14 protein-coding genes are annotated in these 15,316 nt (G+C 74.4%); 6 read left to right on the forward strand and 8 right to left on the reverse strand.

The genetic code is table 11. The features are described from left to right. Nucleotides 1-3: 3 nt before the first annotated feature. The 4 genes from K2224_RS23830 to K2224_RS23845 form a co-directional block, all read right to left on the reverse strand. A complete protein-coding gene (locus K2224_RS23830) occupies nucleotides 4-1,290 on the reverse strand; it encodes a haloacid dehalogenase-like hydrolase (protein ID WP_221908543.1) in 1,287 nt (428 codons plus the stop codon). Between the two features lie 76 nt (nucleotides 1,291-1,366). Next, nucleotides 1,367-2,167: a 3-oxoacyl-ACP reductase gene (locus tag K2224_RS23835; RefSeq protein WP_221908544.1), complete on the reverse strand. Its 801-nt coding sequence runs from the start codon at nucleotides 2,165-2,167 to the stop codon at nucleotides 1,367-1,369. A 35-nt stretch (nucleotides 2,168-2,202) separates the two neighbouring features. Next, nucleotides 2,203-3,576 carry an aldehyde dehydrogenase gene (locus K2224_RS23840; protein ID WP_221908545.1) on the reverse strand — a complete coding sequence of 458 codons (1,374 nt, stop codon included), beginning with the start codon at nucleotides 3,574-3,576 and terminating at the stop codon, nucleotides 2,203-2,205. A gap of 9 nt (nucleotides 3,577-3,585) precedes the next feature. Further along, nucleotides 3,586-4,953, reverse strand: coding sequence for a glutamine synthetase family protein (locus K2224_RS23845; protein WP_221908546.1), 1,368 nt, complete (start codon nucleotides 4,951-4,953; stop codon nucleotides 3,586-3,588). 73 nt (nucleotides 4,954-5,026) lie between these two features. Here K2224_RS23845 and K2224_RS23850 point away from each other — a divergent pair, with 73 nt between their 5' ends. The 3 genes from K2224_RS23850 to K2224_RS23860 all read left to right on the forward strand — a co-directional run bounded on the left by K2224_RS23850 (nucleotide 5,027) and on the right by K2224_RS23860 (nucleotide 8,165). Further along, the gene (locus tag K2224_RS23850) at nucleotides 5,027-5,758 is read left to right on the forward strand and encodes a FadR/GntR family transcriptional regulator (protein ID WP_221908547.1); all 732 of its coding nucleotides are present in this window, start codon (nucleotides 5,027-5,029) and stop codon (nucleotides 5,756-5,758) included. Between the two features lie 186 nt (nucleotides 5,759-5,944). Then, entirely contained in the window at nucleotides 5,945-7,417 is a 1,473-nt protein-coding gene (gene eat / locus K2224_RS23855) for an ethanolamine permease (protein WP_221908548.1), read from the forward strand. A 37-nt stretch (nucleotides 7,418-7,454) separates the two neighbouring features. Then, on the forward strand, nucleotides 7,455-8,165 hold the full coding sequence (locus K2224_RS23860; RefSeq protein WP_221908549.1) for a gamma-glutamyl-gamma-aminobutyrate hydrolase family protein: 711 nt from the start codon (nucleotides 7,455-7,457) through the stop codon (nucleotides 8,163-8,165). Nucleotides 8,166-8,440: 275 nt separating this feature from the next. On the opposite strand, the gene K2224_RS23865 is transcribed toward K2224_RS23860, so the two are convergent. After that, on the reverse strand, nucleotides 8,441-9,004 hold the full coding sequence (locus K2224_RS23865) for a helix-turn-helix domain-containing protein (RefSeq protein WP_221909896.1): 564 nt from the start codon (nucleotides 9,002-9,004) through the stop codon (nucleotides 8,441-8,443). A 146-nt stretch (nucleotides 9,005-9,150) separates the two neighbouring features. On the opposite strand from K2224_RS23865, the gene K2224_RS23870 reads away from it, so the two are divergent. Both K2224_RS23870 and K2224_RS23875 read left to right on the forward strand, forming a co-directional pair. Further along, nucleotides 9,151-10,284, forward strand: a complete 1,134-nt coding sequence (locus tag K2224_RS23870; protein ID WP_221908550.1) for an aryl-sulfate sulfotransferase — start codon at nucleotides 9,151-9,153, stop codon at nucleotides 10,282-10,284. Between the two features lie 3 nt (nucleotides 10,285-10,287). Beyond that, nucleotides 10,288-11,589: a uracil-xanthine permease family protein gene (locus K2224_RS23875; RefSeq protein WP_221908551.1), complete on the forward strand. Its 1,302-nt coding sequence runs from the start codon at nucleotides 10,288-10,290 to the stop codon at nucleotides 11,587-11,589. 104 nt (nucleotides 11,590-11,693) lie between these two features. Here K2224_RS23875 and K2224_RS23880 read toward each other — a convergent pair whose 3' ends face one another. Continuing rightward, entirely contained in the window at nucleotides 11,694-12,647 is a 954-nt protein-coding gene (locus K2224_RS23880) for a LysR family transcriptional regulator (protein ID WP_221908552.1), read from the reverse strand. A 70-nt stretch (nucleotides 12,648-12,717) separates the two neighbouring features. Here K2224_RS23880 and K2224_RS23885 point away from each other — a divergent pair, with 70 nt between their 5' ends. Then, on the forward strand, nucleotides 12,718-13,854 hold the full coding sequence (locus tag K2224_RS23885) for a TDT family transporter (protein WP_221908553.1): 1,137 nt from the start codon (nucleotides 12,718-12,720) through the stop codon (nucleotides 13,852-13,854). Nucleotides 13,855-13,857: 3 nt separating this feature from the next. On the opposite strand, the gene K2224_RS23890 is transcribed toward K2224_RS23885, so the two are convergent. Beyond that, a complete protein-coding gene (locus tag K2224_RS23890; protein WP_221908554.1) occupies nucleotides 13,858-14,598 on the reverse strand; it encodes a helical backbone metal receptor in 741 nt (246 codons plus the stop codon). A gap of 193 nt (nucleotides 14,599-14,791) precedes the next feature. Continuing rightward, a complete protein-coding gene (locus tag K2224_RS23895) occupies nucleotides 14,792-15,211 on the reverse strand; it encodes a hypothetical protein (RefSeq protein ID WP_260692974.1) in 420 nt (139 codons plus the stop codon). Nucleotides 15,212-15,316: the final 105 nt, after the last annotated feature.

Below are 15,316 nucleotides of genomic sequence, written 5' to 3' on the forward strand. Positions count from 1 at the left end.
GGGTCAGCCGTGGATCCGGTCCCGCTGGTCGGCGACGACGGTGCCGTCGGGGCGGCGGACCGGGCCGAGCGTGCCGTCGGTGTGGGTGTAGCCCTTGGTGGCGCAGGGGTAGACACCGGACTTCCGGGGCAGCGGGTCGATGAACATCGGGTTGACCACCCAGCGGCCGTCGGCGTTGTCGTAGCCGCGGCACATCAGCTCGTCCTTGTTGCGGTTGATGGCCAGGTGGGCGCCGGTGGCGTCGCCGACGAAGGTGACGTCGGTGTTGGCGTCGCCGCCGCCGAGGGCGATGCGGTGCGCCGGATCCTGCTTCCGCCACGCCTCGGCGCCCTTGATGCCAAAGATCTCCTGATTGATCCAGCAGCGCTTGCCGTCGATGTACGGGATGACCTCGCCGCGGCCGTCCTTGACGTCGCCGCAGCCGGCGATGGTGGTGGTGAGCCGGCCGTCGCGGACGCGGCTGCGGATGCCGAGGGTGTGCCGGGCGTCCACCCCGACGCCGCCGGACCACGCCTCGGCGACGGTCTCGGAGGACGCGGAGACGATGTAGACGTCGAAGCCGGCCCGCTTGAGCGTGCGGATCAGGTCCTTCTGCTGGTCGTAGTAGCGGACGTAGCCGGCCAGCTTGTGGGTGCCGACGGTCTGCACGGCGCCGACGGGCGCGGCGAGGTTCTCGGCGCGGGCGCGCTTGGCGTACGCGGTGAGGGTGGCGGGCTTCAGGCCGGCGAACAGCTGCGGTATCCAGGCGTAGTCGGGGACCGTGCGGCGGTGGTTCCAGTCGCCGGCGAACGCCTCGGCGCCGCTCATGGTCTTCGCCGTGCCGCGGATCTCCATGATCTCGTCGGCGCAGGCGGTGTTGTGGGAGGTGGGCAGCGGGCGGCCGGGGGTGCCGGTGCCGCAGGCCCGGGTCAGCGCGCGGTCGGCGGCGGGGCTGAGCCAGGGGCTGGTGTCCCGCCAGCTGGTGGGCCGGGGCAGCTTGTCGTGCCGGAGCATCCAGGCCAGCGTGGCGTCGGAGATGTCGTTCTTGACGACGGTGTTGTCCCAGTCGAAGGCGGCGACCGGGCGGGGGCCGCCGTGCCCCGAACAGGTGCCGCGTTCGTCGATCATCTTCTGGAGCTTGGCGCGGTTGTCGCCGTACCAGGGCAGGTCCTTGGAGAGCTGCGGGCAGCGGGCGCGGCTCGGCGCATTGCCGGGGGCGGCGGCGGTGGCCGGCGTGGTGGCCGTGAGGGCGGTGAGGGCGGCGGTGCCGGCGAGGCCGAGGGCGAGCAGCCGCCTGAGGGGCGCGGTCATGTGTCCTCCGTGGTCAAGGGGGAAGCACGGCGGGACCGGCACCCGGTGGCGCCGGCCCCGCTGTTGATCATGGACCTTACAGGGGGGTGACGTAGGCGCCCGCGATGCCTCCGTCGACGAGGAATTCGGCGGCGTTGACGAACGAGGAGTCGTCGCTGGCGAGGAAGGCGACCGCGGCGGCGATCTCCTCGGGCTCGGCGAACCGGCCGACCGGGACGTGCACCAGGCGGCGCGCGGCGCGCTCGGGGTCCTTGGCGAACAGCTCCTTCAGCAGCGGGGTGTTGACGGGGCCCGGGCAGAGCGCGTTGACGCGGATGCCCTCGCGGGCGAACTGCACGCCCAGCTCGCGGGACATCGCCAGCACGCCGCCCTTGGAAGCCGTGTAGCTGATCTGCGAGGTGGCGGCGCCCATCACGGCCACGAAGGAGGCGGTGTTGACGATGGAGCCGCCGCGCCCGGTCTGCGCGAACTGGCGCTGCATGTAGGGCAGGGCGTGCTTGCAGCAGAGGTAGACCGAGGTGAGGTTGACCTCCTGGACGCGCTTCCAGGCGTCCAGGCCGGTGGTGAGGATGGAGTCGTCGTCGGGGGGCGAGATACCGGCGTTGTTGAAGGTGACGTCGATCGAGCCGTAGGTCTCGAAGGCGGTCCGGTAGAGCGCCTCGACCTGGTCGGAGTCGGTCACGTCGACCTTGACGAAGGTGCCGCCGACCTCCTCGGCGGCGGCCTTGCCGGCCGCCTCGTCGATGTCGGCGCAGACGACGTTCGCGCCTTCGGAGGCCAGTCGGCGGGCGGTGGCCAGGCCGATGCCGCTGCCGGCTCCGGTGATCACGGCGGTACGGCCGACGAGGCGGCGGCACACGGCGGTCTGGTCGGTCACTTGCTCTCCTCGGTGCTGGTTGTTGCGGTGCGGGGTCACGAGCCGGCCGGCTCGGTGCCGATGAAGATGTTCTTGGTCTCGGTGAAGGCGGCCAGCGCGTCCGGGCCCAGTTCGCGGCCGAGGCCGGACTGCTTGAAGCCGCCGAACGGGGTCCAGTAGCGCACCGCGCTGTGGGAGTTGACGGAGAGGTTGCCGGCCGCGACGGCCCGCGCGACGCGCAGGGCCCGGCCCACGTCACGGGTCCACAGGGAACCGGCCAGGCCGTATTCGGTGGCGTTGGCGAGCCGGATCGCGTCGGCCTCGTCGTCGAAGGGGATGGCGACGGCGACCGGGCCGAAGATCTCCTCGACGGCGGTGCGGTCCTCGGGGCGGCCTTCCAGGACGGTGGCCGGGTACCAGAAGCCCTTGCCGGACGGGGCCTCGCCGCGGATGGCGGCCGGCGCGTCCTCGGGGACGTAGGAGCGGACCCGGTCGCGCTGGGCGGCCGAGATCAGCGGGCCCATCCGGGTGGCGGGGTCGGCCGGGTCGCCGGCGGTGAACGCCTTGACGGCGGGCTCCAGCAGCTCCAGGAACCGGTCGTAGACGCTCCGTTGGACGAGGATGCGGCTGCGGGCGCAGCAGTCCTGGCCGGTGTTGTCGAGGAACGATCCGGGTGCGGCGGCCGCGGCGGCCTCGATGTCGGCGTCGGCGAAGACGATGTTGGGGCTCTTGCCGCCGAGTTCGAGGGTGAGCCGCTTGGTCTGCGCGGCGCACTGGGCGGCGATCCGGCGGCCGGTCGCGGTGGAGCCGGTGAAGACGACCTTGGCGACGCCGGGGTGGTCGACCAGTGCGCTGCCGGTGACCGGGCCCTCGCCCGGCAGGACCTGGAAGAGGCCCTCGGGGAGCCCGGCCTCCAGGGCGAGTTCGGCGAGCCGGAGCGCGGTGAGCGGGGTGGTCTCGGCGGGCTTGAGGAGGACGGCGTTGCCGGCCGCCAGGGCGGGGGCGGTGCCCCACGCGGCGATCGGCATCGGGAAGTTCCAGGGGGCGATGACGGCGACCACGCCGAGCGGCTCCTGGACGGTGATGTTCAGGCCGCCGGGCACCGGGATCTGGCTGCCGGTCAGGCGCTCCACTCCCCCGGCCGCGTAGTGCAGCAGGTCGCGGACGTTGCCCGCCTCCCAGCGGGCGTTGCCCAACGGGTGGCCGGCCTCGCGCAGTTCCAGTTCGGCGAGCGGCTCGACCGCCGCGTCGACGACGTCGGCGAAGCGGCGCAGCAGCCGGGCCCGGTCGCCGGGGGCCACCGCGGCCCAGCGCTCCTGGGCGGCCGCGGCCCGGCGGACCGCCGCGTCGACCTCGTCGGGCGAGGTGGTGGGGACGGTGGCCACCACCTCCTCGGTCGCCGGGTTGAGGATGGTCAGCTCTTGCAACACGGGCGTTCCTCACATGCGCTCGAAGGAGCGGTACCGCTCCCAGTCCGTGACGGCGGCGTCGTAGGCGTCCTGTTCGACGCGGGCCATGTGGCGGTAGTGGTCGACGACCTCGTCGCCGAAGGCGGCGCGGGCGATCGGGCTGCGCTCCCACAGCTCGGCGGCCTCGCGCAGCGTGGTGGGGACGTGTGCGGCATCCCCCGTGTAGGCGTTGCCGGTGGTGGCGCCGGGGAGCTCCAGCTCGTGCTCTATGCCGTAGAGGCCGGCCGCGACCATGCCGGCGACCGCGAGATAGGGGTTCACATCGCCGCCGGGCAGGCGGTTCTCCAGGCGGTGGGAGCGGCCGTGGCCGACGACCCGCAGGGCGCAGGTGCGGTTGTCCGGGCCCCAGGCGACGGCGGTGGGCGCGAAGGAGCCGGGGCGGAACCGCTTGTAGGAGTTGATGTTGGGGGCGTAGAGCAGCGTGAAGTCACGCATCGCGGCGAGCTGGCCGGCGAGGAAGTGGCGCATGGTCCGCGACATGCCGTAGGGGGCGCTGTCGTCGGCCAGGACCGGCCGGCCCTGCTCGTCCTGGAGCGAGAGGTGGATGTGACAGGAGTTGCCCTCGCGCTCGTCGTACTTGGCCATGAAGGTGAGCGCCATGCCCTCCTGGGCGGCGATCTCCTTGGCGCCGGTCTTGTAGATGCTGTGCTGGTCGCAGGTGGTGAGCGCCTCGTCGTAGACGAACACGATCTCGTGCTGGCCGAGGTTGCACTCGCCCTTGGCGGACTCGACGGTCATGCCGGCCGCGCCCATCTCGTTGCGGATCCGGCGCAGGACGGGCTCGACCCGGCCGGTGCCGAGGACGGAGTAGTCGCCGTTCCACTGGTTGGCCGGGGTCATCTGGCGGTAGCCGCGTGACCAGGCGTCCTCGTAGGAGTCCTTGAAGAGCATGAACTCCAGCTCGGTGCCGGCATGGGCGGTCCAGCCACGCTCGGCCAGCCGGTCGAGCTGGCGGCGCAGGATCTGCCGGGGCGAGGCGGCGACCGGGGAGCCGTCGTGCCAGGCGAGGTCGGCGGTGATCAGGGCGGTGCCCGGGTTCCAGGGGGTGCGGCGGAGGGTGGCGGGGTCGCCGTGCATGGCGAAGTCGCCGTAGCCGCGCTCCCACGAGGACATCGCATAGCCGTCGACGGTGTTGAGGTCGACGTCGACGGCGAGGAGGTAGTTGCAGCCCTCCGTGCCGTGTTCGAGGACGGTGTCGAGGAAGTAGCGGGCGGCGAACCGCTTGCCCTGGAGCCTGCCTTGCATATCGGTGAAGGCGAGGACGACAGTGTCGATCTCCCCGTTGTCGACGAGGGCGGTGAGCTCCTCGACGGAGAGCGGGGGCCTGCGGTCTGCCACGGTGGTGCCTCCTGTCGCTGCATCCGGAGGTCATAAGGTATGCACACGAACCATTGATTGGGAAGGGGTTCCGATGAACGGTGCGGCCGACCGACTGGCGCCGGTGCTCCGGCCGGTCCGGGCGGGCAACGGCTTCGAGGAGGCCCTGGAGCAGATACTCCAGATCGTCCGGCTCGGGCTGGTGCCGCAGGGCGAACGGCTGCCCGCCGAGCGGGAGTTGGCGGAGCGGCTGCAGATCAGCCGGGTCACCCTGCGCGAGGTGCTCAAGGTCCTCCAGGACGAGGGTCTGGTGGAGAGCCGGCGCGGCCGCTACGGCGGCACCTTCGTGCGGATCCGCACCGAGGGCCCCGACGAGGCGGAGCTGCTCCGCCGGGTGGACCGGACCGACGTGGAGGACGTCCTCCGCTTCCGCGAGGTGCTGGAGGTCGGCGCGGCCGGGCTGTGCGCCGCACACGGGCTGTCGGACGAGCAGGCCGAGCGGCTGCGCGAGGCGCTGGCGGCGACCCAGGACGCGCCGCTGGCCGACTACCGCCGGCGCGACACGCTGCTCCACCTGACCCTGGCCGAGCTGTCCGGATCGCCGTCGCTGGCCGCCCAGTACGCCGCCGTCCGGGCCCGCGTCAACGAGCTGCTGGACTGCATCCCGCTGCTGGTGCGCAACCTGGAGCACTCGCAGAACCAGCACGCCGCGCTGGTGGAGGCGGTACTGGAGGGCGACGCCGACGGGGCCCGCGAGGTGATGCGGGAGCACTGCTGCGGCACCGCGGCGCTGCTGCGCGGCTTCCTGGCCGGCCCGGTCGCATAGGCCCCGTCGTCGAACTCCGCCTGCCGCCCGGCGCCCCGCACGTCCCGGGCCGTCCGCTCTGCACCTTCCCGTAACCAGTGTTTTACACCCGGGTTTTGCGCCCGGGTCTTGCGCTGAGCCACCCGGACGGCAAAGGTATGCGGCTAAACCTTTACTCCGGTTGTCCCCGCAAGGCAGGAGCGGCACATGGCCGACAGCACCCATGCGCAGACCGCAGCGAACGCCGCGTCCCCCGGTGACGGCCCACCGGACGGCGACGCCTATCTGGAGCGCCGGACGCTGCGCCGGGGCAGCGCCGGCCCACTGCTGCTGACCGGCCTCGGGGTGGCCTATGTCGTCTCCGGCGACTTCTCGGGCTGGAACAACGGGCTGGCGCAGGGCGGCTTCGGCGGCCTGGCGATCGCCGCGGTCCTGATGGGCCTGATGTACACCTGCCTGGTCTTCGCACTGGCCGAACTGGCCTCGATCCTGCCCACCGCCGGCGGCGGCTACGGCTTCGCCCGGCGGGCACTGGGCACCTGGGGCGGCTTCCTGACCGGCACCGCGATCCTGATCGAGTACGTACTGGCGCCGGCCGCGATCTCGATCTTCATCGGCGACTACGTCGAGTCGCTGGGGCTGTTCGGGCTGCACTCCGGCTGGCCCGTCTACCTCGCCTGTTTCGCGCTCTTCATAGGCATCCACCTGTGGGGCGTGGGCGAGGCACTGCGGTTCAGCCTGGTCGTCACCGCGATCGCGGTCGCCGCGCTGCTGGTCTTCGCGGTCGCCGCGCTCAGCGACTTCCATGTGGACGCGCTCAACGACATCCCGGTCAAGTCCGGGGCCTTCGGGGCGAGTTCGTGGCTGCCGTTCGGGGTGCTGGGCATCTGGGCGGCGTTCCCGTTCGGGATGTGGTTCTTCCTCGGCGTGGAGGGCGTCCCGCTGGCCGCCGAGGAGACCAAGGACCCGGCCCGCTCGCTGCCCCGCGCGATGGCCGCGGCGATGGGCGTCCTGCTGCTGCTCGCGCTGATCACCTTCGTCGCGGCGACCGGGGCGCGCGGCTCGGCCGCCATCCAGTCCGTCGGCGACCCGCTGGTGCAGGCGCTCCAGCCGCACGGCACACCGACCACGGTCGGCCGGATCGTCAACTACGCCGGGCTGGCCGGGCTGGTGGCGTCCTTCTTCTCCCTGATCTTCGCCGGCTCCCGGCAGCTGTTCGCGCTCTCCCGGGCCGGCTACCTGCCCCGCTTCCTCTCCCTGACCAGCCGTCGCAAGGCGCCCTACCTGGGGCTGCTGGTCCCCGGCGCGCTGGGCTTCGGGCTCGCCGCGGCGACCGGCGACGGCGCCCGGATGCTCAATGTCGCGGTCTTCGGGGCCACCATCTCCTATGCGCTGATGGCCCTTTCGCACCTCGTGCTGCGCCGCCGCGAACCCGGTCTGCACCGCCCGTACCGCACGCCGGGCGGCATGCTGACCTCCGCCGTCGCCCTCGTCCTGGCATGCTCGGCGCTGGTGGCGACGTTCCTGGTCGACAAGGAGGCCGCGTTCATCGCGCTCGGCGTCTACGGGGTCGCCCTGGCCTACTTCGCCTTCTACTCCCGTCACCGGCTGGTGGCCGCGGCGCCCGAGGAGGAGTTCGCGGCGCTGGCCGCCGCCGAGGCCGAACTCGCCCGCGACTGACCACCGGACCGCACCGCACCGCATGGAGGACCACCCGATGTCCCAGCCGCAACCACCCCTCATCGGCATCAGCACCTACCAGGAAGAGGCCCGTTGGGGGGTGTGGACGCTGCCCGCCGCGCTGCTGCCGGCCGGCTATCCGCGCCTGGTGCGGCGCTCGGGCGGGCTGGCCGCGCTGCTGCCGCCCGGCGACCCGGAGACCGCCGCGGCGACCGTCGCCCGGCTCGACGGACTGGTGATCGCCGGGGGCGCCGACATCGCCCCGGCGCGCTACGGTGCCGAGCCGCACCCCCGCACCGGCCCACCCGCGCTCGACCGGGACGCCTGGGAACTGGCCCTGATCGAGGCGGCGTTGACCGCCGGGGTGCCGCTGCTGGGCATCTGCCGGGGACTGCAACTGCTGAACGTGGCACTCGGCGGGAGTCTCGTCCAACACCTGGACGGACACTCCGGCCCGCCCGGGGTCTTCGCCCGGCACGAGATCAAGCCGGTGCCCGGCACGCTGCTGGGCGCGGCGCTGCCGGAGCCGGTGGCCGTGCCGACCTACCACCACCAGGCCGTGGACCGGCTCGGCAGTGGGCTGGTGGCCTCGGCCTACGCCGAGGACGGCACCGTCGAGGCGGTGGAGCTGCCGGGCGCCACGGCCTTCGCGCTGGCGGTGCAGTGGCACCCCGAGGCCGGCGACGACACCCGGGTGATGGACGCCCTGGTGGCCGCGGCCCGCGCGGCGTCCCCGGCCGGCGTGTGATTCCCTGACGGCCCGGCGGCGAGCGGCTCGCCCTCCCCGCGCCCTCTCCCCACAGCCCCCGGCCCGCGGTCACCCGTCCCGGTCGGAGCGCTCCGCCGCGCGCATGCTGCCCCGCTCCGTGGAGCAGGCCGAGGAAGCCCGGCAGCTGCTCGCCGCCCTCGTCCCCGCATCCGACTCCGACGAGGCCGTCTTCCCGGACGCCGCCTGGACGGACGACGCGCGCGCCGACGCGCCGGCCGCGCACGGCGGCCGAGCCCGCGCGGCGCCGCAGGCCCTCAGCCCCGGAAGTCGTCCGCCACGCCCACCAGCAGCACCCGGCTGTCCGGGGCCAGTGCGCGCCAGCGGTGGGTGATCCCGCCGGAGCAGTAGAGGGTGTCGCCCGGGGCGAGCTCATAGCGGCGGCCGTCCGCCTCGGCCTCCACCGCGCCCGCCACGACGTACATCAACTCGTCGTGCGGGTGCCGGAATTCCCGCTGCCAGCCGTGCGGGCCGGTGAACTCCAGGGCGTGCAGCTGCTGGTGGCCGCGGACCAGCGGGCGCACCCGGCCGGTCTCGCCGTCCTCGGGGACCGCCGCCGAGCCGGCCCGCACCACATCGACGGTGCGCGGCCCGTCGGCGGCGGCCAGCAGCCGGACCGCGGTGGTCTCCAGGGCGTCGGCGATGAGCTGGAGCGAGCGCATGCTGGGGCGGGCCCGGTCGTTCTCGACCTGGCTGAGGAAGGGGGCGGACAGCCCCGTCGCGCGGGCGAGTTCGGCCAGCGTCAGCTCGCGCGCGCGACGCCGCCGGCGCACCGCCGCCCCCACCCGCGGCACTTCCGCCGCGGCCCCGGTCCCGCCCATCCCCTGCCCCGCACCCTCGCCCTCGCGCATCCGCGGACTCCTTATCGCGCCGTTCACAGCACTGCAACAGACCGCCCCTAGCGTCTACGCTGTTTGATCCCATCAAACAAAGTTTGACAAGACGCAGTTTGACGAGGGGAATTCGCATGACCTCCGGCCTGACCGCAGTCGATCAAAACACACGCCGCCGCCGCGGCACCGGCCTGATCGCGCTCGACGCCGACGCCGCCCACGACGGCTACACGCTCTACGCCCCGCTCACCGGCGGCGGCCAGGTCCTGCTGATCGACCTGAACGGCACCGTCGTCCACCGCTGGCGACTGCCGCACCGCCCCGGCCGGCACGCCCGCATCCTCCCCAACGGCAACCTCGCCTACAACGCCGCCCTCCCCGACCAGGACGCGCTCTTCCCCATGTGGCACAAGTACCGCGGCGGGCTGATGCAGGAGATCGCCCCCGACGGCACGGTGCTGCGGTCCTTCACCGACCCGCTCCAGCACCACGACGCCCATCACCTCGGCGACGGGCGGATCCTCTACTCCGCGCTGGAGCCGCTGACCGGCGACCGGGCCGCGGCGGTCCGCGGCGGCGTCCCGGGCTCCGCACCGAACGGCACGGTCCACGCCGACACCCTGCGCGAAGTCGACGCGGACGGGCGGCTGTTGTGGTCCTGGCGCGCCGCCGACCACCTCGACCCGGACGCCTATGCGCTGCACCCCGCCTACTCCCGCGAGCACTGGCCGCTGATCAACTCCGTGCAGCCGCTGGCCGACGGCAACATCCTGGCCAGTCTGCGCAGCACCTCGGCGGTGATCGTCATCAGCCGGGCGACCGGCGAGGTCCTGTGGCGGACCGAGCCCGGGCTGGTCGCCCAGCAGCACCATCCCACCGAACTGCCCGACGGCAACCTCCTGATCTTCGACAACGGCGTCTTCCGGCCCGGCTGCGACGTCCCCTACTCCCGCGTCATCGAGGTGGCACGGGCCACCGGCGCGATCGTCTGGGAGTACCACGACCCGGCCCGGGAGGCGTTCTTCGCGCCCTTCATGGGCAGCGCCCAGCGGCTGCCCAACGGCAACACCCTGGTCACGGACTCCCCCGCCGGCCGGCTCTTCGAGGTCACCGCCGAGGGCCGGGTGTGCTGGGAGTACGTCGTCCCGGAGTTCGGCGCGTACCGGGAGCCGGAGGTCGGCGAGCTGTTCCCCAGCCAGAACAACGCGGTCTTCCGCGCCTACCGCTACGCCGCCGGGGAACTCCCCTGGCTGCCGCGGCGGGCGTGAGCGATGGCCGTCCCCGCGCCCGTCGTCGCACCGGTCGACGCACGGGTTCCCCCGTCCCGGCTGCTGCCGCTCGCCGTCCAGCACGTCCTGGCGATGATCGCCGCCCCGATCTCCACCGTCTTCCTGCTGGCCGGCGGACTGCGGCTGCCGCCCGCGCGCACCGCCGCCCTGCTGAGCGCCACGCTCGTGCTGTGCGGGGCCGGGGCGCTGCTGCAGTCCTTCGGGGTGCTGCGGATCGGCGCCCGGCTGCCGTTCATGATGCTGCCCGGCGGCGCGGCGGCCGCGATCTTCCTGCAGATCGCCCGCGAGCACGGCGCGGCCACCGCCTCCGGCGCGGTACTGCTCGCGGCCGCGCTGCTGCTGGCCGTACTGCCGCTGTACGGGCGGATCGTACGGTACTTCCCACCGCTGGTGATGGGCTCGACGGTGCTGGTCATCGGCATCGACATGGTCGCCACGACGGCCCCGATGGCGGCCGCCGGCAGCGTCCCGGCGCTGGTCACCGTCGCCGCCACCGCGCTGGGCCTTCTGCTGCTGCGCGGCGTCCGGCGGCAGCTGTCGGTCCTGCTGGGCATGGCGGTGGGCTCCGCCGCCGCGGCCCTGGCCGGCACCCCGTTCCGCGCCGTACCGGGCGACGGGGTGCTGGCCCTGCCCCGCCTCCTCCCCTACGGCGCACCGCACTTCGACCTGCTCGCCGCGCTCCCGCTGCTGGTCTTCGCGCTCGCCTCGCTGGCCGAGGCGACCGGTCAGACGGTGCTCAACAGCGAGGCGGTGGGCCGGACCCCGCAACCGTCCCGCGACGTGCCGCGCACCGCCCGCGCGGACGCGGTGGCCTCGCTCGCCGCCGGGCTGTTCGGCGGCACGACCATGGTGACCAGTGCGGAGAACATCGGCATCGTCCGACTCACCGGCGTACGCAGCCGCTCGGTGACCGCGGCCGCCGGGGCGCTGCTGGTGGCCTGCGGGCTGCTGGCCCCGGTCGCCCGGCTGGTGGCGGCGCTCCCGGTGCCGGTCGTCGGCGGGGCCGCCCTGGTGATCTACGCGGTGATCGCCGCCATGGGCGTCGACATGCTGCGCCGTACCGACCTCGCCGACCGCGCCGCCTCCACCGTCGTCGCCCTCACCCTCCTCGCCGGCCTGCTCCCGGTGCTGGCCCCGCGGCTCTACGCGCCCCTGCCCGGCTGGGCGCACGCCCTCCTCGGCAGCGGCGTACCGGCCGCGGCCCTGACCGCCGCCGTGCTCACGGCGCTCCTCCACCGCCTGGCCGCGCACCACCCGGCGCCGGCCCCGACCGGCGCGAACTGACGCCGCCCGACGCCGACCGGCCGGCCGGCCACCCCCGGACCGGCAGCCCCGCGGCTCGGCCCCTGCCGCATCAGGTCGTACGCCCCATCAGGTCGTACGCCGCGTCAGCCCGTACGCCGCGTCAACCCCAGCAGATCCCGGGCCGGCCCCGCCGGACGGTGGCCGGCCGGCCACACCGCGCGCAGCTCACGCCCCAGCCGCAGCCCGCGCAACGGCACCTCCACCAGCCGGCGGGCGGTCAGCTCCTCACGGACCGCCAGCTCGCTGAGCACCGTCGGGGCCGCCTCGCTGACCACCGCGGACTTCACCGCGGTGGTGGAGGCCAGCTCCAGCAGCGGCTCGGCCAGCCCGCCGGCGTCGGCCAGCGCCGCGTCCAGCACCTGCCGGGTGCCCGAACCGCGCTCCCGCAGGATCAACGGGGTCGCGGCCAGCTCGGCGGGGGTCAGCTCGGTGCGCCGCCGGGTCCACGGGTGGGACGGGGCGGCCACCACGATCAGCCGGTCGTGCCCGATCACCGCGCCGTCCAGCCCCTGCGGGACGTCCAGCCCCTCCACGAAGCCGAGGTCCGCCTCGCCCGCCAGCAGCCGCGCGGCCACCGCCGTCGTGTTGCCCGCCAGCAGCGACACGGCCGTCCCCGGACGCTGGGCGCGCAGCGCGATCAGCCAGCCGGGCAGCAGGTACTCGGCGATGGTCATGCTGGCCGAGACCCGCAGCCGGGAGTCGCGCCGCCCGCGCAGCGCCTGGGCGCCCGCGTCGAACTCCTCGGCGGCCTCCACCACCCGGCGCGCCCAGTCGGTGACCAGCGCCCCGGCGTCGGTGAGCCGGGAACCGCGCGGCGACCGCTCGACCAGCGCCACCCCCAGCTGCTGCTCCATCGCCCGGATCCGGCTGCTGGCGGCGGGCTGGGTGATGCCCAGCGCCCGGGCGGCCCGGCCCAGGCTGCCGAGCCGGGCGACGGCCAGCAGCAGCTCCATCGCCCCGAGATCCGGCACCCGGTGGTGCAGCGGCCCACCGGAACCCGCCGCCCGCTCCGACCGCCCATTACTCTCACCGCTCATAACCCCACCTTATGCCCTCATAGACACAAGATCCCTGGTGGCCACGGCCGGCCCGCGCGACGCTTTTCTCATGCAAACGCTCGTCCACGCCCCCGCCGGGACTCCCGCCACCAGCGGTGATGCCCCCGGCACCGGCCCTTCGGTCCGCCACCTCGGCCCCAACTGGTACGCCGCCGTCATGGGCACCGCGATCGTCGCCAACGCCGGCGCGACGCTGCCGCTGTCCGCCCCCGGCCTCCGCCCGGCGCTCCGCGCGGTGTGGGTGCTGTCCGCCCTGATGCTGCTCGCCCTGATGACGGCACGCACCGTCCACTGGGCCCGCCACCGCGACCAGGCCCGCGGCCATCTGCTCGACCCCGCCGTCGCCCCGTTCTACGGGTGCCTGTCGATGGCGCTGCTCGCGGTCGGCGGCGGCACCCTGGCGGTCGGCCGGGACCTCCTCGGCGAGCCCGCCGCGGTCGCCGCCGACGCGGTGCTGTGGACCGCCGGCACGCTGGTCGGTCTGGCCGCTGCCGTGGGCGTCCCGTATCTGATGGTGGCCCGGCACCGCATCACCGAGGGCAGCGCCTCACCGGTGTGGCTGCTGCCGGTGGTCGCCCCGATGGTCTCGGCGGCGCTCGGCCCCGCGCTGATTCCGCACCTGCCGGCCGGCCAGCCGCGCGAGGCCATGCTCCTGGCCTGCTACGCGCTGTTCGGGATGTCGCTGCTGGCGACCCTGGCCATCGTGCCGATGGTGCTCGGCCGGCTGTTCCACCACGGGCCGCTGCCGCTCGCCCTCACCCCGACCCTCTTCCTCGTCCTCGGCCCGCTCGGCCAGTCCACCACCGCCGTGAACAACCTCGCCGACGCCGCCCCCGGCATCGTCGCCCCCGCGTACGCACACGCCATGAGCGCCTTCGCGATGCTCTACGGCGTCCCCGTGATGGGCTTCGCCCTGCTGTGGCTGGCGCTGGCGGCGGCCATGGTGGTGCGCGCCGTCCGGCACGGCATGGGCTTCGCGATGACCTGGTGGGCCTTCACCTTCCCGGTCGGCACCTGCGTCACCGGTGCCACGGGCCTGGCCCGGCACACCGGCCTGCTCGCCTTCGGCTGGCTCGCGGTGGCGCTGTACGTGTTCCTGGTGACGGCCGTCGCGGTGGCTGGCGCCCGCACCGCCCACGGACTGCTGCGCGGCACCCTGCTCTCCCCGCCCCGGCCGTCGGCCTGACCCTCACGCCCCGCCGGTCCGGAGCAGCGCCGCCTCGTCCAGCGCCGCCGCCAGCACCCCCGGCGCCGTCACCAACGAGGGCCCGTACCACGTCAGATGACGCCCGCTGACCAGCGCGGCGGGCAACCGGGGAAACGCCTCGGGCCCGTCCTCCGCCGTGAAGCGGTACGGCTCGTCGGGCAGCACGACCAGGTCCGCCGCGACGGCGTCGAGCTCCGCCGACGCGATCCGCGGATACCGCTCCGCATGGCCGGCGTAGACGTTCCGCACCCCCAGCCGGGCCAGCACGTCCCCGGCGAAGGTGTCCCGCCCCAGCACCATCCAGGGCCGCCGCCACACCGGCACCACCGCGGCCCGCTCCGGCGGCCGCACCGGCAACGCCCGCCAGGCGTCCTCCGCCGCGTCCAACCACCCCGGCCGAGCCACCCCGCACCCGGCCAACACCCGCCCCAACTCCGAAAACGCCTGCGCCACGCTCCGCACCTCGGTCACCATGACCTCCAGCCCGGCCCCCCGCAACGCATCGAGATCCTGCGCCCGGTTCTCCTCCTCGTTGGCCACCACCAGATCCGGCGCCAGCCCCACGATCCGCCCGACATCGGGATTCTTCGTCCCCCCGACCCGCACCACGTCGAGCCCCGCCGGCCGACTGCACCAGTCCGTCGCCCCCACCAACGCACCCGGCGCACTCACCCCCACCGCCTCACTCAACGACGGCACCAACGACACCACCCACAACTCCATCCCCCCACCGTACGCACCCACCCAACCCCCCGCCCGGAACCGACCGTTGACACAACCAGCACCGCCCCACCCACATCACCCCCACCCACCCTCTTCATGACCACCCACGGGAGGTGACGGGCCCGCGCAGCGGACACCGCGCCGCAGGCGCAAACGGCGAACCCCTACGACGGGAAAGCCGACAACGTGGGATTCACCCCCGCCGGCAGAGGCGATACGCCCCACCCGCCACCGCCAACAGCGCCAACCCCCCGACCGCCTGCGCCACACCGACCCCCTCGGCCCGCCCCTCGGTCACCGTGACGGTGTCCACGTGCCGGACCCCACCGCGCCCGCACTCGATGGTCACCCGGTAGCGGCCCGGCTCCGCCTTCTCGCCGACCCGGACCTCCGCGGCCATCCCCCGGGCGACGGGCCGCAGCGCCACCGCCCCGAACAACTCCGAGGCCGCGGTGGCCTCCCGGGCCGGCCCGCACCGCCCGCCGTCGCTGATGCTGACCCGCTCGCCGGCCACCACCGGATCCGGCAGGGCCCCGGCCCGGGCGGCGGGTGCGGCCGCGCCGAGCGCGAGCAGGCCGAGCAGCACGGCGGCGACGGGGCGGGCGTTCGGCACGTTCGGCTCCCGGGCCGGCCGCGGCCGCTCCGGCCGCCGGGGACGGACACCGGCCCAGGCCGAGCGAACCACCCGCCGGCCCGCCCGGCCAGCCGGGCGCGCCCG

This window comes from Streptomyces sp. BHT-5-2 (genome assembly GCF_019774615.1).
Taxonomy (GTDB): Bacteria; Actinomycetota; Actinomycetes; order Streptomycetales; family Streptomycetaceae; genus Streptomyces.

Excerpts from the sequence above, each read along its gene's own strand:
- K2224_RS23830 (WP_221908543.1), bottom strand. The coding sequence starts at position 1,290 with ATGACCGCGCCCCTCAGGCGGCTGCTCGCCCTCGGCCTCGCCGGCACC.
- K2224_RS23850 (WP_221908547.1), top strand. The coding sequence starts at position 5,027 with ATGAACGGTGCGGCCGACCGACTGGCGCCGGTGCTCCGGCCGGTCCGG.
- eat (WP_221908548.1), top strand. The coding sequence starts at position 5,945 with ATGGCCGACAGCACCCATGCGCAGACCGCAGCGAACGCCGCGTCCCCC.
- K2224_RS23860 (WP_221908549.1), top strand. The coding sequence starts at position 7,455 with ATGTCCCAGCCGCAACCACCCCTCATCGGCATCAGCACCTACCAGGAA.
- K2224_RS23865 (WP_221909896.1), bottom strand. The coding sequence starts at position 9,004 with ATGGGCGGGACCGGGGCCGCGGCGGAAGTGCCGCGGGTGGGGGCGGCG.
- K2224_RS23870 (WP_221908550.1), top strand. The coding sequence starts at position 9,151 with ATGACCTCCGGCCTGACCGCAGTCGATCAAAACACACGCCGCCGCCGC.
- K2224_RS23875 (WP_221908551.1), top strand. The coding sequence starts at position 10,288 with ATGGCCGTCCCCGCGCCCGTCGTCGCACCGGTCGACGCACGGGTTCCC.
- K2224_RS23880 (WP_221908552.1), bottom strand. The coding sequence starts at position 12,647 with ATGAGCGGTGAGAGTAATGGGCGGTCGGAGCGGGCGGCGGGTTCCGGT.
- K2224_RS23885 (WP_221908553.1), top strand. The coding sequence starts at position 12,718 with ATGCAAACGCTCGTCCACGCCCCCGCCGGGACTCCCGCCACCAGCGGT.
- K2224_RS23890 (WP_221908554.1), bottom strand. The coding sequence starts at position 14,598 with ATGGAGTTGTGGGTGGTGTCGTTGGTGCCGTCGTTGAGTGAGGCGGTG.